Raw genomic sequence first — 23,772 nt, 5'->3', positions numbered from 1 at the left:
ATGCGTATTTCTCGACTACTGACCCCGCTGGCGGCAGCCATTTTGTTAGCTGGTTGTGCTACCTCGGACCCTTATGGCGGTCAGACGCAGCGCTCTAGCACTGCGATGGGATCTGGCATTGGCGCGGCCATTGGCGCTGCTGCCGGTGCGCTGTCTGGCGATGGCAGCACTAGCCGTCGTGATCGCGCATTGATTGGTGCGGCGGTAGGTGCTGCAGCGGGTGCCGGTATAGGCGTTTACATGGATCGTCAGGAGCAACAGCTGCGCCAAAATCTCCAGGGCTCGCGTATTGAGATTGATCGTCGCGGTGACGATATTGTGCTTAATATGCCCAGTGGCGTTACCTTTGGTTTCGACTCAGCTGACCTTACCAGTGAGGCGCGTAACTCCCTTAACCAAGTAGCGAATGTACTGACCCAGTATCAGGATACTCGCGTCAACATTGCTGGCCACACTGATAGCACCGGAGATGCAAATTATAACCAGCGTCTGTCTGAACGCCGTGCCCAGTCTGTGGGTAATTACCTTAGCCAAAATGGCGTGTCCTCCGCTCGATTAAACACCATGGGATATGGGGCCAATCAGCCGGTTGCTAGCAATAATTCTGAACAAGGGCGGGCGCAAAACCGCCGTGTTGAAATCACCTTGAGTCCCACGGGAAATGGCCAGGGTTAACACTAACGATTGATTAGCTAACCTCGGCATTGCCGATAAACGCCCGCTATGCTCACATAGCGGGCTTTTTTCGATTCTCTGTTAGCGAGCGACTATGCTGTCTTACCAACACGCTTACCATGCCGGTAACTTTGCCGATGTGCAGAAACATTTAACGCTTTACGCGGTGGTTGATTACTTATTACGTAAAAAAACAGCCATTACATATATAGATACTCATGCGGGACGAGGCCTCTATCCACTTAACACCAAAGAGACTCAGCGGCTTCAAGAATACCGTGAGGGCATTTGGCCGCTGTGGAAAGCGAGCGAGCAGCTAAGTGACCCTTTACTGAGTAGTTGGCTAACCACGTTGGCAACTGCCCAGCCCCATGCATCTGAGCTTACCCATTATCCTGGCTCACCTTGGTGGCTTTCTCAGCCGCTTCGTGAGCAAGATCGCCTGACGTTATTTGAGCTTCATCCAGGTGAGCATGAGCACTTAAGTACCCAATCGCTTTCCCCGCAGGCGCAGCGAATTTATGGAGATGGACTGGCAGGTTTGAGTGAGCTGGTACCGGTTGCAACACCGCGTTTGTGCGTATTGATTGACCCTAGCTACGAACGTAAAGCGGAATATCTGGAGGTGGTTGATGCGGTGACTTATAGCCTGGCAAAAGCGCGACATGCGGTGCTCCTGGTGTGGTATCCATTGCTACCAGCAGGCAACCATCTCTCGCTGCTAAACGGCTTGAGGGAGAGCGGCATCCGTAAAATTTGGCGCAGCGAACTTCAACGGCATACGCCAAACGAGCAAAGCCATGGCATGTACGGTAGTGGAATGCTAGTGATTAACCCGCCCTGGGGATTAGATGAGCGTCTAGCGGCGGCGATGGAGCACATTACGCCGCTGCTAGGCTCGGAAAGTGACTATCGGTCAGAGTGGCTGGTAGGCGAATAGCTTGTTAGCCACTGTCTGTTATTGACCAAAGCAGATGATTATTTCCCAATACAAAAACTGCCAAAGATTTCGCCGAGCAGGTCGTCAGCGCTGAATTCACCGGTAATTTCGCCTAACGCCTGCTGAGCATCGCGCAAGTCTTCGGCCAGCAATTCCCCTGCACCGTAGCCATCTAGTTGGGCGCGTCCTGTTTCCAGCGCAATCATGGCGCGATCTAGGGCGTCTAAATGGCGACGGCGGGCTGAGAATCTCCCTTCAGTCGTCGCAGAAAACCCCATGATGTCCTTTAAATGGGTTTTTAAGTTATCCACACCCACGCCAGTTTTTGCGGATAGTCTGATCGTTGGTGGGGTTGTGGATAAATCAATGCCGGCTTGTTCGGCGCTGGTATCGATTTTATTTCGCACCAGTGTCAGGCGTGTTTGATCGGGGAGCCTGGCGACAAATTCCGGCCAAATAGTCATAGGATCGGTCGCATCAGTCGTTGAGGCATCTACCAATAACAGCACGCGGTCGGCTTTTTCGATCTCTTCCCAAGCACGGGCAACGCCGATTTTCTCTACGGCATCGGGGGTGTCGCGTAGCCCTGCGGTGTCGATAATATGCAGTGGCATGCCATCAATGTGAATATATTCCCTCAGCACGTCACGGGTGGTGCCGGCAATATCCGTGACAATGGCGGTATCTTGTTCGGTCAGTGCGTTGAGCAAGCTAGACTTACCGGCATTAGGTCGTCCAGCAATCACCACGCTCATTCCTTCGCGTAACAGTGCCCCTTGGCCTGCGGCTTTGCGAACCGCCGTCAGCGCTTGCTGAACGCTGTCTAAACGGTTGGCGACGTGGCCGTCGGCTAAAAAGTCGATTTCCTCCTCAGGGAAATCAATCGCCGCTTCGACGTATACCCGTAACTCAATGAGTCGCTCCACTAACGCCGAGATACGCTGGGAAAACTCGCCCTGTAGCGAACGTACGGCATTTTCGGCAGCGGAACGGGAAGTGGCGTCTATCAGGTCGGCAATGGCTTCGGCTTGGGCTAAATCCAACTTGTCGTTTAGAAAGGCACGCTCTGAAAACTCACCCGGGCGTGCTAGGCGTGCGCCAAGCTGTAGGCAGCGTTCAAGCAGCATATCCATAATGATTGGCCCGCCATGTCCTTGCAGTTCAAGCACGTCCTCACCGGTAAATGAGTGGGGCCCGTTGAACAGCAGGGCAATGCCTTCATCAATAACGCTTTCAGCGGCATAAAACGGGCCGTAGTGAGCGTAACGAGGGGAGGGGCAGTGGCCAAGTACTGCGGCAGCGATATCGCGGCAGGCAGGGCCTGAGACGCGAATAATGCCAACACCGCCGCGGCCAGGAGGAGTTGCCAGAGCGGTAATGGTGTCTTGGGTGTAAAGTCGATCGGCCATGGCGCTTCTCGTTGGTGTATGGCGAAGATTGTCGCGTTGTTCATCCTAAAACGCCAGACCCCCGCTAGGGCGGGGGTCTGGAGGTAGGAGAAGGGAGCGTGCTACTTGGTTCGCAACCCTTTGCCGACGTTTGGATCATTCTCAATATTACGCGTAATGAGGTACTGCTGCGCCACCGAGATGATGTTGTTGACGACCCAGTAGATAACCAGACCTGCTGGGAACCACAGGAAGAAGAAGGTGAAGATAATCGGCAGCATCTTCATAATCTTCGCCTGCATGGGATCGGGCGGTGTCGGGTTCAGCATTTGCTGAACGAACATCGAGATCCCCATCAGAATTGGCAAGATAAAGTACGGATCTTTCACCGACAGATCTTGAATCCAGAACATGAACGGCGCATGGCGCAGCTCAACAGACTCAAGCAGCATCCAATACAGCGCGATAAAGACCGGCATTTGCACCAGAATTGGTAAGCAGCCGCCCAGAGGATTGATCTTTTCCTTCTGGTAGAACTTCATCATCTCTTGAGACATTTTCTGGCGATCATCGCCATACATCTCTTTGAGACGCTGCATTTCCGGGCCAAGCTTACGCATACGCGCCATTGACTTGTAGGCTTTGGCGGATAGCGGGAACAGCACCAGTTTCACGAGTACGGTCAGCAGTACAATTGACCAGCCCCAGTTGCCAACGATGTCGTGGATCTTATCCAGTAACCAGAACAGCGGGTTAGCGATAAACCACAGCCAACCGTAATCTACGGTTAGGCGTAGGTTGGGAGCGACTTGTTCAAGATAGTCTTGAACCTTGGGCCCCATGTACAGCGTTGCGCTTAGCGTTGCCTCGCCGTCAGCGGCCACACTGCTCGTGGGGCCAGCAAACGCTACGACATTACGATCCCGTGAATCGGTAGTGACATAGTAGAGGTTTTGCTGATTTTGCGCCGGTGCCCAGGCAGATACGAAGTAGTGCTGGATCATCGCAATCCAGCCACCCTGCGCCTCACGATTTTCAAAGTTATGGCTTTGAATATCGTCGAAGTCGATTTTTTCGTACCGCGCGTCAGGGGTAGAGTAGGCTGCACCAAGATACGATTTCATACCCATAGAGACGCCACTTGAGGGGTCAGGGCTATTATCGCGCGCCAGTTGACCGATAAAGCGTGCGCTAATCGGTGACTCGGTGTTGTTGGCTAAATAGTAACTAACGTTGACAGCGTAGTCGCCGCGCTTAAACGTCAATCGCTTAATAACCTCAACGCCGTTAACTTCCGCTGTTAAATCAACACTTAGCTGCTCTTCATCGTTCCCTAAGCGGTACTCGGTACGCTCGGGCGTGAAGGCAATGCGGCTAGCCTGGCCGTCCAGTTGAAGACCCGAACGAGCGACGTAACTACGCGTTGAGTTATCAGAAAGCAACACGTAGTTACGATCTGAATCCTGCGTTAGCTTATGCTGCGGTAGAGCGGCGTACACGATATCGCCACCATGTGGGTCAATACGTACGTCGAGAACGTCGGTCGTGACAGCAATAAAGTCTCGGCTAGACGAGTTACTTTCTGCTTCTCCAGGCATGCCTTCACTAATGGCATTTTGGGGAGCCGATGAACTAGGAACCGATAAATCATCACTGCCAACATTATTGGCGGATGAGCCGTTGCTGTTTTGGGTAATTTCAGGCGTCGAATCGACGCTTATTTGCCCATAATCCTGATTCCACTGTACAACCAATAGATAGGCAAGTACTGCCAGTGGAATCAGTAATAAAAGTCGTTTTACGTCCATGAGGGTTCTGCCCGATGGGTGGTGAACATGCTAATGGCGCAGTGTCATTTACTCGACCCATGACACACGAAAGCCTGCCAGGCGGCAGGCCGAGGTCGAGCGGCGAGGTGTGTCGTCAAGCGTCACGTGTTACGCCATTAGGCGGGAGTGGTACAGACACCGCCTGTGCGTCACGCTGAAGTCGTTTCCACATGCCATTTAGCTGGCGATTAAGCGTCTCGTTATCAATATCTTGAACACCACGCTTTGCCAGTATCACGATATCCACAGAGGGTAAGTGATCTTGGCGGAGGCGAACAGATTCTCTCACGAGTCGCTTAAAGCGGTTGCGATCAACAGCGAGCTTCACATTCTTTTTGCTGACCACCAGTCCAATGCGGGGATGTCCCCGGGTACTCAAACGCGCTAGCGCCATCATACCTTTGCCATGAACCTTCAGGTCTGCTTGTTCAAACACGTGACTAAAATCCCCGGCGTTTAGCAAACGTAAGCACCGGGGAAAGCCTTGATGCGGCACACGCAATCCGAGATCAGGCGCTCAGACGCTTGCGGCCTTTGGCGCGGCGGCGTGCGATAACGGCACGGCCGTTTTTGGTTGCCATACGAGCACGGAAGCCATGCGCGCGCTTGCGCTTGAGAACGCTGGGTTGAAAAGTGCGTTTCATAACTCGTTATTCCCACGTGGTTTAGGACGGAAAGTGAATTCCAAAAGACCCGGTCCAGTGAGGAACTAGCCGGGGAGTTTCAATTCAAGACCGGAAATTGTAGAGACTTCCCGCGTCAGGTGCAATTTTTCCTTGCATAAAAAGCGTTAAAAAGGCAATGGAGGCTCTTCGTACATCGCCATCGTGGCTTCTTGCCATGACACTACTATTACTAATGGAATTATTTAAAACCTATTGTTATTAATAGTGGGGATACTAATTGTGGATAAGCTATTTTAGCTTATTTTTATCAACAGCTTAAAAACATAAAAAATCTGTGCATAACCTTCGGATAAGCCTTAAATAAACTGTTAATTAGGTGTGTTCAACAGGGTATAGAAGACATCAAAACAGCTTTTTCCTTGATCCATTACCAGCTTTTCCCTATGCCTCATGAATAGTTGTCCACAGGGCAAAAAGAGGCGTTAGTGCGTGTGGATAACCGTCTCGTTGGGCGCTACAATGGTCGGCCGTTTTCAACCGATGGTGAGATGAGTGTCACTCGCGCTTTGGCAACAGTGCCTGGACTACCTGCAGGACGAACTGAATTCACAGCAGTTCAATACCTGGATACGTCCGCTGCAGGCAGAAGAAGGAGAGACCAATGAGCTGCGCTTGTTGGCGCCGAATCGCTTTGTGCGCGACTGGGTGAGTGATAAGTATTCAAAGCGTATCAGCGAGCTGATGCGAGAACTTGCGCCATCCAAGCCTCCCAAAGTCAGTTTGACGGTAGGTAGCCGCCGTGTGGCTGCTCCTGCCCCGCAGCCAAGAGATTTGGGTAATCCGGTCTCAGCATCTCCCTCAAGGCAAGCATCGCCTGCGGTTCATACGCCGCCAAGGGGAGACCTTGCTGATGAGCGAGAAATTGATCAACTGCGTGAAGAGTCACCGAATCGGCGAGGAAATGAGCGCCAGGTACAGGTTGAAGGCAGCCTAAAACATGGTAGTGGTCTTAATCCTAATTTTACCTTCGATACCTTTGTTGAAGGTAAATCGAACCAGCTCGCTCGTGCGGCATCCCGTCAGGTATCTGAAAATCCTGGCGGTGCCTATAACCCGCTGTTTTTATACGGTGGTGTTGGTTTAGGTAAAACACACTTGATGCACGCTGTCGGTAACGCCCTGGCTGGCCGCCGCGAAAATGCCCGTGTGGTGTATCTACACTCTGAACGCTTTGTCGCGGATATGGTAAAAGCACTGCAGTTAAATGCGATTAACGACTTCAAGCGCTTTTATCGCAGCGTTGATGCGCTACTTATTGATGATATTCAGTTTTTTGCTGGAAAAGAGCGTTCCCAGGAAGAGTTCTTCCATACCTTTAATGCGTTGTTAGAGGGTGGGCAGCAAATGATACTTACCTCTGATCGCTATCCAAAAGAGATTAGTGGTGTGGAGGAGCGTCTGAAATCGCGCTTTGGCTGGGGCCTGACAGTGGCTATTGAGCCGCCAGAGCTTGAAACCCGTGTAGCGATTTTGATGAAAAAGGCAGATCAGGCGAAAGTTGATCTTCCACACGACGCTGCCTTCTTTATTGCTCAGAAGATTCGCTCGAACGTCCGCGAGCTTGAAGGTGCGCTGAAAAAGGTGATTGCAGATTCGCATTTCATGGGGAAAACCATTACCCAGGACTTTATTCGCGAATCGCTTAAAGACCTGTTAGCGCTTCAAGATAAGCAGGTAGGGGTTGATAATATTCAGCGAACGGTTGCCGAATATTACAAAATTAAAGTTGCCGATCTGCTTTCTAAACGCCGCTCTCGTTCCGTCGCACGGCCGAGGCAAGTTGCTATGGCGCTAGCTAAAGAGCTGACAAATCACAGCTTGCCGGAAATAGGCGATGCCTTTGGTGGCCGTGATCACACGACCGTATTGCACGCTTGTCGTAAAGTAAAAGCGCTGCAAGAGGAAAATGCGGATATTCGTGAAGATTACAAGAATCTTCTTCGCCTGCTAACTAGTTAACCGTTATCGTTTGGGCCTGCATTGCGGGCCTTTCAGGATAGAAACCGGAGTACCGATGAAATTTACTATTTCCCGAGAGGCGTTGCTTCGCCCGCTGACTCTGGTGGCGGGCGTAGTCGAACGGCGCCAAACGCTACCAGTACTTTCTAATGTACTGATCCAAGTAGAAGGGGATCAGGTAGCATTAACCGGTACCGACCTAGAAGTAGAGCTAGTGGGCCGTACCGTGGCGAGCCAAGTTGATCAAGAGGGTGCTGCCACGGTTCCTGCTCGTAAGCTAATGGATATCTGTAAATCGTTGCCTGATCAATCTGAGATTCAGTTGGCGGTAGAAGAGGGGCGTGCCGTACTGCGCAGTGGTCGTTCGCGCTTTACGCTTTCGACGCTGCCCGTTGCAGAGTTTCCAAATATTGAAGATGCTGATGGTAGTCAGGAGCTTAGTGTGCCCAGAGGGACATTGAAGCACCTGATTGAGTCAACGTCTTTTGCAATGGCCCAGCAGGATGTTCGCTATTATCTGAACGGCATGCTGCTCGAAATTCAAAGTAATTTGTTGCGCACCGTTGCCACTGATGGGCACCGCTTGGCTATGTGCTCACGGCCTATCGATATTGTGGTTGACCAAGCGCAAAAGCTTATTGTGCCGCGTAAAGGCATCCTAGAGCTTTCCCGCTTGTTGGATGACAGCGATGAGCCGGTAAGTCTTACCTTGGGTTCAACCCATGTTCGCGCTCATACAGGCGACTTTACGTTTACCTCTAAGCTGATTGACGGCAAATTCCCTGACTACGAGCGTGTAGTGCCGCGCAATGGCGATAAAGTACTAATCGCTGAGCGTGCTGAATTGCGTCAGGTGCTTTCACGTACTGCTATTCTCTCGAATGAGAAATATCGTGGTGTGCGGCTGTACCTTGAGGAAAACAATCTTAAAGTAATGGCCAATAATCCTGAACAGGAAGAAGCCGAAGAGAATGTGGCCGTTGAGTATAATGGCGGAGCCATGGAAGTTGGCTTTAACGTAGGTTACTTAGTAGACGTGCTTTCGGTACTGGATGAGGATCGAGTGCAGATGACGCTGGCAGATCCCAACAGCAGTGCGCTGTTAGAAGAACCTGGCGGCGGTGATGCGCTTTATGTTGTTATGCCGATGCGGCTATAGCCCGCAATAGCTGGCTAATGAGGGCGGCGCTTCTGATGGCAGAAGCGCCGTTTTCGCGTTTTAAAGGATGGCAGGTTTTATGGTCTTATTTACTGGCAGTCGTTAATGAGTGTGTCTCGGTTAAATCTTCAGGGGCTGCGTAATTTAGCGCCAGTTGAGATGTGCCCTGCATCCCGTATTAATGTGATATACGGCGTTAACGGCAGTGGTAAAACAAGCCTGCTGGAAGGTATTCATATCTTAGGAATGGGGCGCTCTTTCCGGACTCGCCAGCTTAAACATGCTATACAGTCTGAGGCGCCCTATATGACGCTCTACGGCCGTTTGGCAGGAGACCCTGAGGTTACGCTTGGTGTGAGAAGAATGCGCGCACAGCGCGAGCTAGAGTTGCGTTTGCGTGGAGAGAAAGGCGTCCGCTTGGCCGAACTGGTTGAAGCTATGCCGTTGCAGCTAATAAATCCAGATGGCTTTCGCCTTCTTGAAGGATCGCCCGCAGGTCGCAGAGAGTTTTTGGATTGGGGAGTGTTTCACGTGAAACACTCTTTTCTCGACGCATGGAAGCGAACGCGTCGCGCGGTGAAACATCGGAATGCGCTCCTTAGGCGTGGTAGAATAGTCCCAAGCGAAATAGCGGTATGGGAGCATGAGTTAGCTACCTGGGGGGAGCAGATGGATGCACTCAGGCAAGCATGGTTCAACGAGTTCTTGCCGGTATTCGATGAAACCTTAAAGGAGCTGATCTCTCTACCCGATTTAGCGCTGCGTTATGTAAGAGGCTGGGATAAGCAGCGCGTACTTGCGGAGGTTTTGCAGGATAGTCGTCAAGCGGATCAGCAAATGGGCTTTACCCAGCAGGGGCCGCAACGAGCAGACTTGCGAATCAGATTAAACAAGCAGCCTGCTGTTGAAGTCCTTTCCAGAGGCCAGCAAAAGCTGGTGGTTAGTGCATTAAAGCTTGCCCAGGGGCGGCTTCTGGAAAGTACCACACAACGACACTGCATCTACTTAATCGACGATTTACCAGCGGAGCTAGATAGCACGCACCGAGGTCGGTTTTGCAATTTACTTGAAAAGATGCAATGTCAGGCATTTATTACAAGCGTCGAACCCTCCGCGCTTCGTGGTATATGGGAACCCTCAACAGATGTCGGGATGTTTCACGTGAAACAGTCCAGTCAAGGGTTAAGCCAATTACTGCCGGACGGGTAGGCGACACGGAACGAGACAGACTTCACGACGGAGTGGTCAATGAGCGAGCAGGCTTACGATTCATCAAGCATTAAGGTGCTCAAAGGGCTAGACGCAGTGCGCAAGCGCCCAGGCATGTATATCGGCGATACCGACGACGGCACCGGGCTGCACCATATGGTTTTCGAGCTGGTGGATAACTCCATCGATGAAGCTCTGGCAGGTCACTGTAGTGAAATTCGTGTGGTTATCCACCCGGATGAATCAGTAACGGTAAGTGATAATGGCCGTGGTGTTCCCACTGAGCTGCATGAAGGCGAAGGCGTCTCAGCCGCAGAAGTTATCATGACAGTGCTGCACGCTGGCGGTAAGTTTGATGATAATTCATACAAAGTGTCAGGCGGTCTACACGGTGTAGGGGTGTCGGTTGTTAACGCGCTTTCGGAAGAACTGCGGCTAACCATCTGGCGTCAAGGGGAAGTGTTTGAGCAGGTCTATCATCACGGTGTACCTCAAGCGCCACTAGGTGTTGTCGGTAAAACGGAAAAAAGTGGCACTCGTGTACATTTTCGTCCATCACCGAATACCTTTGCGAATATCGAATTTCACTACGATATTCTCGCCAAGCGCCTACGTGAACTTTCATTCTTGAACTCAGGCGTTGCTATCCGTTTAATGGATGAGCGTAGCGGCAAAGAGGAGCTATTTCATTATGAAGGTGGTTTGAAGGCATTTGTCGATCACCTGAACAAAAATAAAACAGTTCTGAATCCCGTCTTTCATTTCAATGCAGTGCGAGAAGATGGCGTTGAAGTAGAAGTGGCGATGCAGTGGAGCGAGGCCTTCACTGAAAACATTTTTTGCTACACCAATAATATTCCTCAGCGAGATGGTGGAACCCACTTAGCGGGTTTTCGTGCCGCGCTTACGCGAACGCTTAACCACTATATCGAAGCTCAGGGGCTGTTGAAAAAATCCAAGGTCAATACGTCGGGCGACGATGCTCGTGAAGGCTTGACCGCTATTATCTCTGTTAAAGTTCCCGACCCTAAATTCTCGTCTCAAACCAAAGACAAGCTGGTTTCCAGCGAAGTTAAAACGGCGGTTGAGCAAGAAATGGGGCGGCTATTTGCTGACTATCTGATCGAGAAGCCTAACGAAGCTAAATCGATCGTTAACAAGATGCTAGATGCTGCACGGGCGCGAGAAGCCGCTCGTAAAGCACGGGATATGACTCGCCGTAAGGGTGCGCTCGATATCGCTGGGCTACCTGGAAAGCTTGCTGACTGCCAAGAGAAAGATCCAAGCCAATCAGAACTATATCTGGTGGAGGGTGACTCGGCTGGTGGCAGTGCTAAGCAGGGGCGTGATCGTCGTACCCAGGCAATTTTGCCGCTGAAAGGTAAGATACTAAACGTTGAGAAAGCGCGCTTCGATAAGATGCTGTCATCAGCAGAAGTCGGCACGCTGATTACAGCGTTAGGCTGTGGTATTGGTCGCGAAGAGTTTAATCCCGATAAGCTACGTTACCATTCAGTCATTATTATGACGGATGCCGACGTTGACGGTTCGCACATTCGCACGTTACTGCTAACGTTCTTTTTCCGTCAGATGCCTGAATTGATTGAGCGTGGTCACATCTTTATTGCTCAGCCCCCTCTTTATAAAATTAAGCGGGGTAAGCAAGAGCTCTACCTGAAAGATGAACAGGCAATGACCGACTACCTGACCACCACTGCATTAGATGGGGCTGGGTTATATGTCAATGCTGATGCGCCTGGTATCGCTGGTTCGCAGCTAGAAGCATTGGTTACTCAATACCGAAATGTGATGAAGCGGATTGACCGCCTTGCGCGGGTATATCCTATCGCAGTGCTCAAGCAAGCCGTACATGCAACGGCGCTTCAAGGCGAAGTTAGTCTTAAAGACCGTGTCACCATGGAAAATTGGATTGCTGAGCTACAGAAAGCAATGGATGACATGGTGGCCTATGAAGGCGGACCGCGTTACCAGTTCTATCTGCATGAAGATAGCGAGCGCGGTTTGCACTTGCCAGCGGTGTCTTTGATTGCCCACGGCGTTACAACTGAGTATGTGTGGGGACTGGACTTCTTTGAGAGTACTGATTATCGAGCCATTACGGGCCTCGGTGAGACGTTGAACGGGTTGCTTGAAGAAGGTGCTTACATTGCCCGTGGTGAGCGTCAGAAGCCAGTCACACACTTCTCTGAAGTGCTGGCTTGGTTGATGCAAGAGGGGCAGCGTGGGCTCTCTTTCCAGCGCTATAAAGGACTGGGGGAAATGAACCCCGATCAGCTGTGGGAAACCACCATGGATCCCGACAGCCGTCGTATGCTGCGAGTAACCATTGAAGATGCGGTTGCTGCCGATATGATGTTCAACACGTTAATGGGGGATGAAGTTGAGCCTCGCCGTGATTTTATCGAGACGAATGCGCTAGTTGCTAATCTTGATGTCTGATGTGTTTATCAGCGTGTGTTTCACGTGAAACAGTGCGATAGGCACTAATAAACTCAGTCAAATGAAAAATAAAACGCCGCGCCTAATTAAATGGGAGCGGCGTTTTTTTGCGTGTCTAGAGTAGAGAGAGGAAGGGGACGGAAGAAAGAAACCCCATTACTGCTGTTGGCATAGCCAATCTGCAAATGCAGCTAGATCTGGATAAACAAGCGTATTTTCAAGATTAGTATGACTGGCTAGCGTTTTCTCTCCTTTACCTGTTCTGACCAACACTGGACGACATCCTACTGATTCACCCGCTTTGAGATCTCGTAGGCTGTCACCGACCATCCAACTGCCGGTGAGGCTATCCATTCCTAATTGCTGCTGAATTTGCAAAAGTAATCCTGGCAAGGGTTTTCGACAAGCGCATTGATCATCGGGGCCGTGAGGGCAGTAAGCAATATGGGCAATACGTCCACCTTTCGCTTCAACCAGTGCTATTAAGCGATCATGCATTGAATGGAGCGTTGCCTCATCGTAATAGCCCCGTGCAATACCCGACTGATTGGTAGCTATTGCCACGGTATATCCTGCCTTGTTTAGTTGTGCAATAGCATCGATCGCTGAAGGGTAGGGGACCCACTCTTCTAGTGATTTAATATAAGCATCAGAATCGTGATTGATAACACCGTCACGATCAAGAATGACTAGGCAGGCTGCAGGGAGCCTTGATGAGTCTGAAGTAATGGACATAGCGTCCTTCTATTGGCTACGTAGCTGTTGGTCAAGAATGGACAGTGCATTAAGGGTGACTGCAATTTTCTTTCCATCACTACCTAAACGATGAAAGGGGATACGACCTAAGCGCTTAAAACGTGAGAGCGTGCTAATGAAGCGTTCTTGAACCTTTGGTTGCGACTGTCTCAATCCGTCAAGTAGGGCTGGCGTTAAACGCTCAATATGAGGGGCATGAGTGCTTAGTTTGCCATAGAGAGAGAAGATAAAGCAGTGCCAATCGCGGACCATGCAGTTTGTTAGCTCATGATAGGTGCCCGGATCGGTCTCAAAATCGATAAAGACAATACCCTCTTTACTGACCAATATATTTCGGGCAAAGGCTTCGCTTAAGTAACACTGTTTTGCGTGAACATCATTCAGCGCCTGAGTGCTCATCTGAAGGTAGTGATCAATTTCATTGACACTTTCGGCAGTCAGTAATTTATCTAGCAGCGTTTGAGAAGGCTCTTCTGTGTCACTTACATCAGCAAGAAGTAGTGCTTGGGGGGTTTCAGCTAATATAGTCGGGACTGCTATTCCTGCCTTTGAGAGAGATTTAATTCGAGCGGCTTCTAAGGCAACGCTTTGTTCACCCCCTAAGTTAGGGACTGGTTTAAGTGCTTCGATACTTAGCCACTTAGCTAATAGGGTAAGCGGCAGATAGGCAAGACGTGAATTTCTTTTCGTCGCCTTTTTTAGCCATACTCTTTGTGTGTTAAGCGTATAAGGCGCAATGTTAGTCTGTTGCTGAGGGAGAGTATCAAGCAAAAATAAGTCATACATAGGCCGTTTCCATGGCGATAAAAGCAAGTTATGACCATCGACCTTTTACAAGGAAATGGCGCTGTGATTACGCTTCTAATTTTACCTTGGTGTTTCACGTGAAACAATTAGTCGGCATAACTCCGAGTTTAGTCTGGAGAAAAGAGGTAATACAAATTTGAAAAGCAAAAAAGCCCGGCTTTCGAGCAGCCGGGCTTTCTGTTGCGATTTGAGCTGAGTGAACCGATAGCGGCACAGTGTCTTATTGTGGCAGCTGGGAAATATCCGCCACTTCAAGGAACAGCGCTTGCAGACTGGCAAGCAGTGCCAAGCGGTTATGACGGACAGCGTCGTCATCGGCCATGACCATTACCTGATCGAAGAAAGCATCGACAGGTTCACGTAGTGTTGCCAATGCATCTAGTGCCTGCTGGTAGTCACCTGCTGAAAATAACGGAGCTACTTGCTGTTGGCTGGCCGTTACTGCATTGAATAGCGTCTTCTCAGCTTCTTCCTGCAGCAGGCTCTGATCAACCTGGGTACTACCGTTGTGTTCCTGCTTGCTCAGAATATTAGAAACCCGCTTGTTCGCGGCAGCCAAAGCAGCGGCTTCTTCCCGCTGAGCAAAGGCCTTAACGGCACGTAAGCGACGAGCAAAATCCAGCGGTTTGGTTACTGGGCGAGCGCGTACGGCCAAGTACATTTCAGCACTAATACCTTCTTCTTGGCCCCAGGCGCGGAAGCGGTCCAGCATGTAGGTCAATACGTCTTCCACCAAGCCTTCCGCCTTAGGCAGGCCTTGGTGCTGTTCTGCGGCTACGCTGAGTAGCTCGCGAAGATCTAAATTAAGCTGACCTTTGACCAGGATGTTAAGTACACCAATAGAGGCACGGCGTAGAGCAAATGGATCCTTTGCGCCGGTTGGGCGCTGGCCAATACCAAAGATGCCAACAAGGGTATCTAGACGGTCAGCCAATGCTAGCGCTTGGCCTGCAAGACTTTGTGGAATGTCGTCACTGGCAAAGCGAGGCAGGTACTGCTCTTCTAATGCCTGAGCTACCTCAGCTGGCTCACCATCCTGTTCGGCATAATAGCGGCCCATAATGCCCTGCAGTTCTGGGAACTCGAGCACCATCTCGGTGACCAAGTCGCACTTGGCCAGTGCCACTGCGCGCTGGGCGTGGCTCACATCTGCATTAATATGCTCGGCAATATACGTTGCTATCGCTGTGCTACGACGTGCTTTGTCAGCCAACGTACCTAACTGTTGTTGGAATACCACGCTTTCCAACTGAGGAATACGTGAGGCGAGCGTACGCTTCCGGTCAGTTTCGTAGAAGAAGGCCGCATCGGCCAGGCGTGGGCGAATGACTTTTTCATTGCCGGAAATCACCTGTTGCGGATCAGCGCTGTCGATGTTCGAAATAGTAATGAACAGCGGTTTCAGCTTGCCTTGGTCATCCAGCAGGTGGAAGTACTTTTGGTTAGCCTTCATGGACGAGATTAAGCACTCGGCGGGCACTTCCAGAAAGCGTTCATCGAAGCTGCCGGTTAATGCGACTGGCCATTCGACCAGGCCGCTGACTTCTACCAACAACTCTTCGTCGATAACGGCATTGGCTTCTTGAACCTCAGCTTCAGCTAATACCTGTTCACGAATGCGTTCGCGGCGCCGTTGGCGATCGGCTAGGACGTAGGCATTTTCCAGTGCGGCTAGGTAGTCATCGGCATGCTCAAGCTGTATGGCATCTGGCGCATGGAAGCGGTGGCCAAAGGTGGTACGGCTAGCCTGAAGGCCAAGCGCTTCTGCGGCAATGACGTCGCTGCCATACAGGGCAACTAGCCAGTGAACTGGGCGGGAGAACTCAACGCGTGACGAACCCCAGCGCATATTCTTAGGTACCGGTAGCGATTGTAGCGTTTTGCGAACCATCTCTGGCAGCAGCGCCTGTACAGTCTCGCCTTGCTGCTGTTCGCGGAAACCAAGCCAAGTACCTTTATCGGTTTCTAGGTGAATCAGCTCATCAACGCTGACGCCGCAAGAACGCGCGAAACCTTCGGCTGCTTTGGTGGGCACGCCGTCCTTGAATGCAGCGGCTAGGGCAGGGCCTCGACGCTCAACCTCACGGTCAGGCTGTTTGTCTGCAAGCCCGGTAACCTGTACTGCTAAACGTCGCGGGGTTGCGTAAGCGGCGATGCTTTGAAAGGAAATCTTGGCTTCTTGCAGGCCTTTTTCGATGCCAGCAGCAAATGCATCGGAAAGTGTATCTAGCGCAGCGGGGGGAAGCTCTTCGGCACCTAGTTCTAATAGAAGCGTATCAACAGCCATTATGCGTCTCCCTGGTCGGCTAGTAGTTCGCGGCGTAGGGCTTCGGGTGCCATCGGGAATCCTTCTGCTTTACGAGACTCAAAATAGGCAGTGGCTACATCCCGCGCCATGGTGCGAACGCGCAGAATAAAGCGCTGACGTTCGGTCACGGAAATTGCATGACGAGCATCTAACAGGTTAAACGTATGGGACGCTTTCAGAACCTGCTCGTAGGCAGGCAGCGGTAGATTGGCTACCAGGAGCTTACTGCACTCTTTTTCCTGGTGGTCAAAGGAGGCAAATAGCTGATCAACGTCAGCATGCTCAAAGTTATACGCCGACTGCTCGCGTTCATTTTGAAGATAAACATCGCCGTAACTGACCTTGCTGCCGTCGGGAGCGATGGCCCATACCAAGTCATATACGCTATCGACGTTTTGCAGGTACATGGCGATACGCTCAAGCCCGTAGGTGAGCTCACCAGTAACGGGGTAGCATTCAATGCCGCCTGCCTGCTGGAAATAAGTAAACTGAGTGACTTCCATACCGTTGAGCCACACTTCCCAACCAAGACCCCAGGCACCTAGGGTAGGGGATTCCCAGTTATCTTCCACGAAGCGCACGTCATGAACGAGAGGATCGAGCCCCAGGCGCTTTAAAGAACCTAAATAGAGATCCTGCAGATTGCTGGGCGATGGCTTCATTACCACCTGAAACTGGTAATAGTGTTGTAGGCGGTTAGGGTTTTCACCGTAGCGGCCGTCTGTTGGGCGGCGGGAAGGCTGCACATAGGCCGCGTTCCAGGTTTCTGGACCAATTGCCCGTAGGAAAGTGGCAGGGTGGAAGGTGCCCGCGCCGACTTCCATATCGAGAGGTTGGAGAATGACACAGCCCTGTTCTGCCCAGTATTGCTGCAGAGCAAGGATCAAGCCTTGAAATGTCGACACATCGGGTGTCGATTGGTTTGTCGAGACACTCATCGCGGAAAGCACCGTTGGCCATGAATTCATAGGCCGTCAAGTATACAATCACAGAGAGATGGGTTATAGGCACGTTAGCCAACAGAGCTGCTTTTGGTAAGGAGAACGAGATGATCGTTGTAACAGGCGGGGCTGGTTTTATAGGTGCCAATATTGTCAAAGCGCTGAACGCTCGTGGCCGCGATGATGTGATGGTGGTTGATGACCTGCGTGACGGCACTAAGTTCGTCAATTTAGCTGACTGCACGTTGGCTGATTATCTGGATAAAGATGATTTTCTAGCGCGGATTAAGGCGGCATTGCGAGGTGAGTCGGTCGATTTGCCGACCATCGATGCTATTTTCCATGAGGGTGCGTGCTCCGATACGACGGAGTGGGATGGGCACTACATGATGGAGAATAACTTCGAGTACTCAAAAGTGCTGCTTAACTACTGTGAAGCGTTAGGCATTCCATTTCTATACGCATCATCGGCGGCTACTTACGGCGGTAGTGAGGTATTTAAAGAGGCGCCTGAGCACGAAAAACCGCTCAACGTCTATGGCTACTCTAAGTTATTGTTTGATCAGCACGTGCGCTCTCGCTGGGATGAGTTGACGACACAAGTGGTTGGCTTTCGCTATTTCAATGTTTATGGCCCCCGTGAACAGCATAAGGGCAAGATGGCGAGTGTTGCCTACCATAACCATTTACAAATTCGAAATGGGGAAACGTTAAAGCTGTTTGGGGCTTACGGCGGTTATGAGGCGGGAATGCAGAGTCGCGACTTTGTTTTCGTTGGCGATGTGGTCGACGTCAATCTGTGGTTTTTAGATAACCCTCATGCGTCCGGTATTTTTAATTTGGGCACCGGACGGGCAGAACCATTCAAGGCCATTGGCGAGGCTGTAATCGACTTTTATGGTCAGGGTGAAATTGACTACATACCTTTCCCTGAAGAACTAAAAGGCCGCTATCAAAGTTACACTCGTGCAGATATCAGCAATCTGCGTGCCTCTGGTTGCGATGTTGAGTTCAAAACCGTTGCCCAGGGTGTGAAAGCCTACTTGGAGTGGCTAAATGGCTAATTCTGCCAAGCGCATATTGGTGGTCGGCCCTTCGTGGGTCGGCGACATGGTGATGGCGCAAAGCCTGTTTATGACCTTGAAAGACCGTAACCCAGGGGCAACCCTTGGGGTGGTCGCTCCGGCATGGTCACAGCCTATTTTGGAACGTATGCCTGAGGTAGACGAGGTGCTTCCATTGGCAGTGGGGCATGGTGAATTTGGCCTTGCCAGCCGCCGTGAGCTGGCTGCCCGTCTACGAGGACGCTTTGATCGTGCCATTGTTCTGCCGCGCTCATGGAAAGCGGCGCTGGTGCCTTTTATGGCGCGTATTCCCGAGCGTATCGGCTTTTTGGGTGAACACCGTTACGGCTTATTGAAAGAGCGCCGCAAGCTGGATAAGCAGGTGTTGGATCAAACGGTTAAGCGGTTTGTTTCTCTGGGTCTGCCGCTGGAAGAAGCCATACAAGGCGAGTTTGAGATTCCGACGCCGCGTTTAACGATTGACCGAAATAACTTGGTCAATTTACGCCTTACTCACGCGCTATCGTCGCGTCCAGCTATTGGTATGATGCCCGGAGCGGAGTACGGGCCCGCTAAGCAGTGGCCGTTAGGCTATTTCCATGCGTTAGCAGTGCGACTGGTTAAGGATGGGTTTGAGGTGCGTGTGTTTGGTGGGCCGAAAGATCATGCCGCCGGAGATAGCATTGTGAAAGGGTTGCCCCATGCGCATAACTTATGCGGCAAAACCCAATTGGCGGATGCGGTAGATCTATTGGCAGACTGTCGTCAGGTGGTCACCAACGATTCAGGCTTAATGCACGTTGCCGCCGCGGTAGGCGTACGCATTCACGCTCTGTACGGTTCTTCATCTCCTGCTTACACACCACCCCTAACCGACAATGCTGTCATTCACTATCTGGCGCTTTCCTGCTCACCTTGCTTTAAGCGTACCTGCCCGCTGGGGCATACCAACTGTCTGAATGATTTAGGCGTGGAGCAAGTGTACCGAGCGATGAGTGTCGATAGTCAGCGCGCTAACGGCGCTAACGTTAGCGCATAATCTCGACTTCATCAGCCTGATCAGCAGGCGTTTCTATGACTTGTTGGTCGGCGCTTTCTTGAGGTTCGCGCCGTTGAGGGGTCAGTCCTTCCCAAAGACGGTGCTGTAATGCGGTCTCTTCCCGGAGCCGCTCGTTAAGCACCTCAAGCCCATGCGTTTCAACCAGCGTTGGTTGACTGCTAAGTAGAGATGCCCCAAGCCCTGCACGGTTATCGTTAAGCGGTAGGCCCATCGCGTCCAAAATAGTCGGGAATACGTCTAACATTGTCGCCCCCCGATGCACTGTCAGCGGTGAGATACCTTCGCCCAGCATGATCAGCGTATTGTCTCGATCTAGTGTTGTCAGTTGATCCCAAACCGACACTCGCATCGTGAGGTGGTCGCTGAGAACGACAACCAATGTATTTTCGAGCAAGCCTTCTTGTTCAAGACGCTCAATAAGGTCACGCGCCTGACTTGCTGAACATTTCACCGAATATAAGATATCTTGGCCATCGAATTCACCCTGACGGTCTAGGCATGTCTGGGAGGGAAAACCGTTAGGGGCGTGACCAGCAATGCTTAGATTAACCACTGCCCATGGGCCGTCATCTTCTTCACTCAAACGACGAATCTCATCCACAGTAAAATCGTAAAGTGTGTCATCGTATAGACCCCAGCTATTTATGTATTCTGGGTCATTGAGTTGCGCTGAAAGCTCTTCCTTTCCCTTTACCGTATTAAACTGATGGCCGCGATAGAAAAGTCCTTTACCGGCAAACTGAGCACTAGCTCCACCCAAGTAGCTAAGCCGATAGCCTTGAGCCGCTAACACATCACCCAGGCAATCGACGCCAGGAACTACTTTGGAAATCGGCTCGAACTGACTGTCGTGCAAAAGTCCCGCAGGCATCAGCGGCACGCCACACTGACTAGCAATCATGCCTGCCATGGTCCAGCCGGTGTTTTCCATTTGCTGGATACCTTCAAAGACCAGCCCGCGTTCGCCTAACGCGGTTAAGTCAGCGTAAGCATCACCAAATAGTTCATTGCTATACGTACGCTCAATGCTTTCCAGATACATGACCAGAAGGTTAGGCGCATTGGTTTGATCTTCCGTGGGCGGCGGCACGTAACGGCGATCTAGCCAAGCACCATCGTCCGTTACAATGGCTGCGCTGCGCTGCCCTAAACCGTAGAGCATTGGGTTTGCTGCTAACAAGAGAAGTGCAGCAAAGCGTTCAGTTAGCCGCCATCGCTGATCATGCCGCGTGATCCAGGTAACGGATGCCAGCACTGCGATTACGCTCATTGTGTAAATAACGGCAGTGATCATTTTTCCAGCACCGCCATGTTCGGCCATGCCCGCTTGAAGATGGAAAAATACCGCACCTAAATCAACATTGCCAAAGCTGTCAGCCAAGTAGATATAAATGCCTAGCAAGCTGAGCGGCACCAGCGACCAAGGCCACACCGGGCGGTAGCGGGCGTTTAGCGGTGCTCCCCAGCGTAACTTGATGCCGAAGCCTACCCACACGGCGGCTGTGAAAAATAGTGTCCACCAAGGTAGCCGAGTAAGCACGGTGAGGGCATAGCCAAGACAGATGCCGATCACGAGCAGTGGCAACCATGGAGTAAGTTTGAGTGACCTTAGTGCTGGCATGCGTCTCCCGAAACGAGTGTTGATAGAGTAAAGAAATACGGACGCATATTGATCACAGGATCAGGTGAGAGACTGCCCGGTAGTAGAGATATCTTTAGTGATATCAACACGTCGTGATAGAAAATTTACAACGTATTATAGGCGGTTATTAACATTATTTTTGGCATATTTCCAAAAAACACCGTTTGCATTAGCCACAGATATAGTGAGCCCTCGCCAGCCATCCAGTATGCCGAGGCGAAAAAAATAAGTGCGTACAAATGCAAAAAGTGCCTTGAGAAATATGAGTGAAAAAGGGTGGTGCTTGAGTTTTTTTGATGATGCGCGAAGATCTGAATAGCGATTTATTTTATCAAGGAACTGGGAGAGATCGTTAATGGCAAGGTGTTCAATTTTTCCATTAAGCGGAGAAACTTCTGTGTTTTTTTCTAAGTTTACTGACTCATGAACAGCGGCATCATTAAAGTTACACGTGTTACGATTAAACAGTCGAACTAACCAGTCATTTCCCCAGCCAGAGTGATGAACGGGTTTACCCAGCATCCAGTTTTCGCGCAATATTTTACCAGCCTGTTGAGGTGTTGCAGTGGCGACCCAGTCATTAATCGTAGCGTTGAGCTCTTTTGTCGGCGCTTCATCAGCATCTATTGATAAGATCCAGTCATATTTTGCTAACGACACGGCAGCACGTTTGGTAGGGCCAAAGCCTAAAAATTCACCATGGTGTAATGTTGTATTGGAGTAGGCTTGTACAATGCTACATGTTTCGTCTGTGGAGCCGTTGTCATATACCACGACATCGTCATAGCACGTCAAGGCGTCTAGTGTTCGGCTAAGTGTCGCGGCCGCATTGCGGGTAATGATAACGACGCTCACATCCATAGACATTTATTCACACCCTGCTCTGGTGGTTGGTAGATACAGTACTATACCAGGGTGATGGCAACGATTTGTATGAGGGCAATTTGCATATTATTCACGTTAACCTTGCCAAAGGTTTTCGCGGTGGAGAACGCCAGACAGCGCTGCTAATTCAAGCCTTGCAACGGCATGTAGATCAGCAAACGCTGGTATGCAGGAAAGATTCTCCATTGCGTAATGAACTTCAATGCATTGAGAACTTAAGATTCGTGGATGCTAACCAGCAGATGGCCGGGCATAGGCAAGCCGGCCGCGCATCGTTAGTGCATGCTCATGAAGCTAAAGCGGTGCACTGGGCGTGGTTGCATAAGCGTATATACGGTACACCCTATGTGGTGACTCGCCGAGTGGATACACCCATTAAAGATAAATGGGTGAATCGACTGTTCTATAGTGATGCAGACCGCTGTGTCGCTATTTCATCGATTATTCGGCAACAGCTATCACACTGGAATAAGAATGAAGTATTGACGATTCCTAGTGCGATGACGGGGTTTACAGCGGATGCCCAAGTTGCTGCTCGCTTTCGTGCCAGCTATCCAGGCCGCTTTATTGTCGGCCATATAGGTGCATTAGTTGATCGTCACAAAGGTCAGCGGGTACTACTTGAAGCTGCAGAACGATTACAGCATAGCTATCCCGAAGTGCTGTGCGTTTTTTTTGGCCGAGGTGAGGATGAGGAAGAGCTTCGCTTGGAAAGCAGTCACTTAAAAAATGTTGTATGGGCTGGCTTTAAGCCTAATATTGGTGATTTTATTCCAGCGCTGGATCTGTTTGTTTTTCCATCTCGCAATGAAGGACTAGGGTCAGTTCTTTTAGATGTTATGGATGCAAGCGTGCCTATTATTGCTAGTAATGTTGGCGGCATTCCTGATTTAATTAAGCATGGTGAAACAGGTTTTTTAGTAACACCAGGAAGTAGTGAAGAAGTCGAGGGCTGGATAATAAAGCTAGCAAAAAACAAACAGATGAGAGAGTCTGCTGTTGAGAATGCACGCCTTCTTTTAGAACTTTATAGTAAAGAAAGAATGGCTGAAAGTTATCTCGATGTCTATAAGGAAATTGTTTTTAAATGAACGACTTTTTAAAAGTTAAATGCATCGCTATATTTTTACATAATAGGCCTTTTTTTGGTGCATATGTAGTTCATATTCCTTTTTTAGTCGCTGTTAAGGAAAGGTATCCAAATGCTACATTGGTAGGTATCTCTAAAAATTCAGGGGCAGATTTTCTAGTTGAAGCAGGTTTTTTAAACGAGCTTGAAGTGATTGATGGCTTTAGCACCACTAGCTTAAGTAGGAAATATAATTTCGATATTGGTTTTAATTTGCGTCCTTCTAGTGTTGGGACTTCTCTGCAAATGCTGAAGCTGCGAATTCCTTATAGAGTAGGGTTTAAAAAATTTGGAGCGTTTTATACGCACTCGGTACCTCTTGATGTAACTACCTACAGGGCAGACCTTTTCTTGTCACTGCTAGGGATATCATCAACATTAGATATTGCTCCCTGTTTGAAAAAACATATTGAGTCTGATGGAGTATTAAACAATAAAGTTGTACTTGCTCCTGGTGCTGGGGGCGAAGAAAAAAAATGGTCGCTTGCTAATTATATTCAGCTAGCAAGAAAGATTTCTGAGTTAAGATCAGAGAAGATTGTTTTTCTCACAGGACCAAAAGAACAAGAGGAAAAGAAAATTCTTGAGCAAGAAGGGTTTTCTGTTATTCATAGCCCTGATGTAAATACTCTTTTTAGGTTGGTAAATGGTTGCAAACTATTTGTTAGCAACGATTGTGGCCCATCGCATGTCGCCCATATAATGGGAGTTAATCAAGTTATTGTTTTTAAAGAATATTTACCTGAATGGTTTCTTGAGAGAGATAACAGTGGTTACGTTTCATCACAAACAGACCTTTCATCAATTACTCCTGACGAGCTAATAAACTGCGTATCGAAAATCCTCGCGTATGATGTTGGCGCTGAAAAATAAAG

The 23,772-nt window shown here is 50.1% G+C and carries 20 protein-coding genes; 10 read left to right on the top strand and 10 right to left on the bottom strand.

What is annotated here, in order from left to right; translation table 11 throughout:
• A complete protein-coding gene (locus K7H08_RS08600) occupies nucleotides 1-675 on the top strand; it encodes an OmpA family protein (protein ID WP_038479925.1) in 675 nt (224 codons plus the stop codon).
• Nucleotides 676-769: 94 nt separating this feature from the next.
• Nucleotides 770-1,615, top strand: a complete 846-nt coding sequence (locus tag K7H08_RS08595) for a 23S rRNA (adenine(2030)-N(6))-methyltransferase RlmJ (RefSeq protein WP_038479928.1) — start codon at nucleotides 770-772, stop codon at nucleotides 1,613-1,615.
• Nucleotides 1,616-1,653: 38 nt separating this feature from the next.
• Here the strand turns inward: K7H08_RS08595 and mnmE are convergent, their stop codons facing one another.
• From mnmE to rpmH, 4 genes are all read right to left on the bottom strand, one after another.
• On the bottom strand, nucleotides 1,654-3,024 hold the full coding sequence (mnmE, locus tag K7H08_RS08590) for a tRNA uridine-5-carboxymethylaminomethyl(34) synthesis GTPase MnmE (protein ID WP_198348725.1): 1,371 nt from the start codon (nucleotides 3,022-3,024) through the stop codon (nucleotides 1,654-1,656).
• Nucleotides 3,025-3,125: 101 nt separating this feature from the next.
• On the bottom strand, nucleotides 3,126-4,811 hold the full coding sequence (gene yidC / locus K7H08_RS08585; RefSeq protein ID WP_089040122.1) for a membrane protein insertase YidC: 1,686 nt from the start codon (nucleotides 4,809-4,811) through the stop codon (nucleotides 3,126-3,128).
• Nucleotides 4,812-4,926: 115 nt separating this feature from the next.
• A complete protein-coding gene (gene rnpA / locus K7H08_RS08580) occupies nucleotides 4,927-5,328 on the bottom strand; it encodes a ribonuclease P protein component (protein ID WP_084183640.1) in 402 nt (133 codons plus the stop codon).
• A 13-nt stretch (nucleotides 5,329-5,341) separates the two neighbouring features.
• On the bottom strand, nucleotides 5,342-5,476 hold the full coding sequence (rpmH, locus tag K7H08_RS08575; protein WP_009723348.1) for a 50S ribosomal protein L34: 135 nt from the start codon (nucleotides 5,474-5,476) through the stop codon (nucleotides 5,342-5,344).
• 534 nt (nucleotides 5,477-6,010) lie between these two features.
• Between rpmH and dnaA the strand changes: the two genes are divergently transcribed.
• The 4 genes from dnaA (at nucleotide 6,011) to gyrB (ending at nucleotide 12,305) form a co-directional block, all read left to right on the top strand.
• Nucleotides 6,011-7,477, top strand: coding sequence for a chromosomal replication initiator protein DnaA (dnaA, locus tag K7H08_RS08570; protein ID WP_038479938.1), 1,467 nt, complete (start codon nucleotides 6,011-6,013; stop codon nucleotides 7,475-7,477).
• A gap of 55 nt (nucleotides 7,478-7,532) precedes the next feature.
• A complete protein-coding gene (dnaN, locus tag K7H08_RS08565; RefSeq protein WP_009723350.1) occupies nucleotides 7,533-8,636 on the top strand; it encodes a DNA polymerase III subunit beta in 1,104 nt (367 codons plus the stop codon).
• Nucleotides 8,637-8,741: 105 nt separating this feature from the next.
• Nucleotides 8,742-9,845: a DNA replication/repair protein RecF gene (gene recF, locus K7H08_RS08560; RefSeq protein ID WP_231657702.1), complete on the top strand. Its 1,104-nt coding sequence runs from the start codon at nucleotides 8,742-8,744 to the stop codon at nucleotides 9,843-9,845.
• 39 nt (nucleotides 9,846-9,884) lie between these two features.
• Nucleotides 9,885-12,305, top strand: a complete 2,421-nt coding sequence (gene gyrB, locus K7H08_RS08555) for a DNA topoisomerase (ATP-hydrolyzing) subunit B (RefSeq protein ID WP_038479945.1) — start codon at nucleotides 9,885-9,887, stop codon at nucleotides 12,303-12,305.
• A 156-nt stretch (nucleotides 12,306-12,461) separates the two neighbouring features.
• Here the strand turns inward: gyrB and gmhB are convergent, their stop codons facing one another.
• The 4 genes from gmhB to glyQ form a co-directional block, all read right to left on the bottom strand.
• Nucleotides 12,462-13,040 (bottom strand): D-glycero-beta-D-manno-heptose 1,7-bisphosphate 7-phosphatase, encoded by a 579-nt coding sequence (gmhB, locus tag K7H08_RS08550; RefSeq protein ID WP_038479948.1) that lies wholly within the window; start codon nucleotides 13,038-13,040, stop codon nucleotides 12,462-12,464.
• A gap of 9 nt (nucleotides 13,041-13,049) precedes the next feature.
• The gene (locus tag K7H08_RS08545; protein WP_038479951.1) at nucleotides 13,050-13,847 is read right to left on the bottom strand and encodes a hypothetical protein; all 798 of its coding nucleotides are present in this window, start codon (nucleotides 13,845-13,847) and stop codon (nucleotides 13,050-13,052) included.
• Nucleotides 13,848-14,088: 241 nt separating this feature from the next.
• Entirely contained in the window at nucleotides 14,089-16,155 is a 2,067-nt protein-coding gene (gene glyS / locus K7H08_RS08540) for a glycine--tRNA ligase subunit beta (protein WP_038479954.1), read from the bottom strand.
• Nucleotides 16,155-17,114, bottom strand: a complete 960-nt coding sequence (glyQ, locus tag K7H08_RS08535) for a glycine--tRNA ligase subunit alpha (protein WP_231657701.1) — start codon at nucleotides 17,112-17,114, stop codon at nucleotides 16,155-16,157. The genes glyS and glyQ overlap by 1 nt, the downstream gene beginning before the upstream one ends.
• A gap of 110 nt (nucleotides 17,115-17,224) precedes the next feature.
• On the opposite strand from glyQ, the gene rfaD reads away from it, so the two are divergent.
• A complete protein-coding gene (gene rfaD, locus K7H08_RS08530) occupies nucleotides 17,225-18,181 on the top strand; it encodes an ADP-glyceromanno-heptose 6-epimerase (RefSeq protein WP_038479957.1) in 957 nt (318 codons plus the stop codon).
• Complete coding sequence (waaF, locus tag K7H08_RS08525) at nucleotides 18,174-19,220, top strand: lipopolysaccharide heptosyltransferase II (RefSeq protein ID WP_120385991.1); 1,047 nt, start codon at nucleotides 18,174-18,176, stop codon at nucleotides 19,218-19,220. The genes rfaD and waaF overlap by 8 nt, the downstream gene beginning before the upstream one ends.
• On the opposite strand, the gene K7H08_RS08520 is transcribed toward waaF, so the two are convergent.
• Entirely contained in the window at nucleotides 19,210-20,862 is a 1,653-nt protein-coding gene (locus tag K7H08_RS08520) for a sulfatase-like hydrolase/transferase (RefSeq protein WP_231657700.1), read from the bottom strand. The genes waaF and K7H08_RS08520 overlap by 11 nt on opposite strands.
• A gap of 135 nt (nucleotides 20,863-20,997) precedes the next feature.
• Nucleotides 20,998-21,750: a glycosyltransferase family 2 protein gene (locus tag K7H08_RS08515; protein WP_231657699.1), complete on the bottom strand. Its 753-nt coding sequence runs from the start codon at nucleotides 21,748-21,750 to the stop codon at nucleotides 20,998-21,000.
• Between the two features lie 77 nt (nucleotides 21,751-21,827).
• Here K7H08_RS08515 and K7H08_RS08510 point away from each other — a divergent pair, with 77 nt between their 5' ends.
• Nucleotides 21,828-22,859 carry a glycosyltransferase family 4 protein gene (locus K7H08_RS08510; RefSeq protein WP_231657698.1) on the top strand — a complete coding sequence of 344 codons (1,032 nt, stop codon included), beginning with the start codon at nucleotides 21,828-21,830 and terminating at the stop codon, nucleotides 22,857-22,859.
• Nucleotides 22,856-23,770, top strand: a complete 915-nt coding sequence (locus K7H08_RS08505) for a glycosyltransferase family 9 protein (RefSeq protein WP_231657697.1) — start codon at nucleotides 22,856-22,858, stop codon at nucleotides 23,768-23,770. Before K7H08_RS08510 ends, K7H08_RS08505 begins: the two co-directional genes overlap by 4 nt.
• Nucleotides 23,771-23,772 lie beyond the last annotated feature (2 nt).

Source organism: Halomonas sp. IOP_6 (assembly GCF_021151565.1).
Classification (GTDB): domain Bacteria; phylum Pseudomonadota; class Gammaproteobacteria; order Pseudomonadales; family Halomonadaceae; genus Vreelandella; species Vreelandella alkaliphila.
Note: the sequence above shows the minus strand (reverse complement) of the source record. Positions and strands in the feature narration are given on the sequence as shown.

Bases quoted from the DNA above. Each gene is read 5' to 3' on its own strand.
- yidC (WP_089040122.1), bottom strand. From the start codon at position 4,811: ATGGACGTAAAACGACTTTTATTACTGATTCCACTGGCAGTACTTGCC.
- K7H08_RS08600 (WP_038479925.1), top strand. From the start codon at position 1: ATGCGTATTTCTCGACTACTGACCCCGCTGGCGGCAGCCATTTTGTTA.
- K7H08_RS08515 (WP_231657699.1), bottom strand. From the start codon at position 21,750: ATGTCTATGGATGTGAGCGTCGTTATCATTACCCGCAATGCGGCCGCG.
- glyS (WP_038479954.1), bottom strand. From the start codon at position 16,155: ATGGCTGTTGATACGCTTCTATTAGAACTAGGTGCCGAAGAGCTTCCC.
- K7H08_RS08545 (WP_038479951.1), bottom strand. From the start codon at position 13,847: ATGTATGACTTATTTTTGCTTGATACTCTCCCTCAGCAACAGACTAAC.
- gyrB (WP_038479945.1), top strand. From the start codon at position 9,885: ATGAGCGAGCAGGCTTACGATTCATCAAGCATTAAGGTGCTCAAAGGG.
- rfaD (WP_038479957.1), top strand. From the start codon at position 17,225: ATGATCGTTGTAACAGGCGGGGCTGGTTTTATAGGTGCCAATATTGTC.
- K7H08_RS08505 (WP_231657697.1), top strand. From the start codon at position 22,856: ATGAACGACTTTTTAAAAGTTAAATGCATCGCTATATTTTTACATAAT.
- mnmE (WP_198348725.1), bottom strand. From the start codon at position 3,024: ATGGCCGATCGACTTTACACCCAAGACACCATTACCGCTCTGGCAACT.
- glyQ (WP_231657701.1), bottom strand. From the start codon at position 17,114: ATGAGTGTCTCGACAAACCAATCGACACCCGATGTGTCGACATTTCAA.
- dnaN (WP_009723350.1), top strand. From the start codon at position 7,533: ATGAAATTTACTATTTCCCGAGAGGCGTTGCTTCGCCCGCTGACTCTG.
- K7H08_RS08520 (WP_231657700.1), bottom strand. From the start codon at position 20,862: ATGCCAGCACTAAGGTCACTCAAACTTACTCCATGGTTGCCACTGCTC.
- K7H08_RS08595 (WP_038479928.1), top strand. From the start codon at position 770: ATGCTGTCTTACCAACACGCTTACCATGCCGGTAACTTTGCCGATGTG.
- waaF (WP_120385991.1), top strand. From the start codon at position 18,174: ATGGCTAATTCTGCCAAGCGCATATTGGTGGTCGGCCCTTCGTGGGTC.
- recF (WP_231657702.1), top strand. From the start codon at position 8,742: ATGAGTGTGTCTCGGTTAAATCTTCAGGGGCTGCGTAATTTAGCGCCA.
- gmhB (WP_038479948.1), bottom strand. From the start codon at position 13,040: ATGTCCATTACTTCAGACTCATCAAGGCTCCCTGCAGCCTGCCTAGTC.
- rpmH (WP_009723348.1), bottom strand. From the start codon at position 5,476: ATGAAACGCACTTTTCAACCCAGCGTTCTCAAGCGCAAGCGCGCGCAT.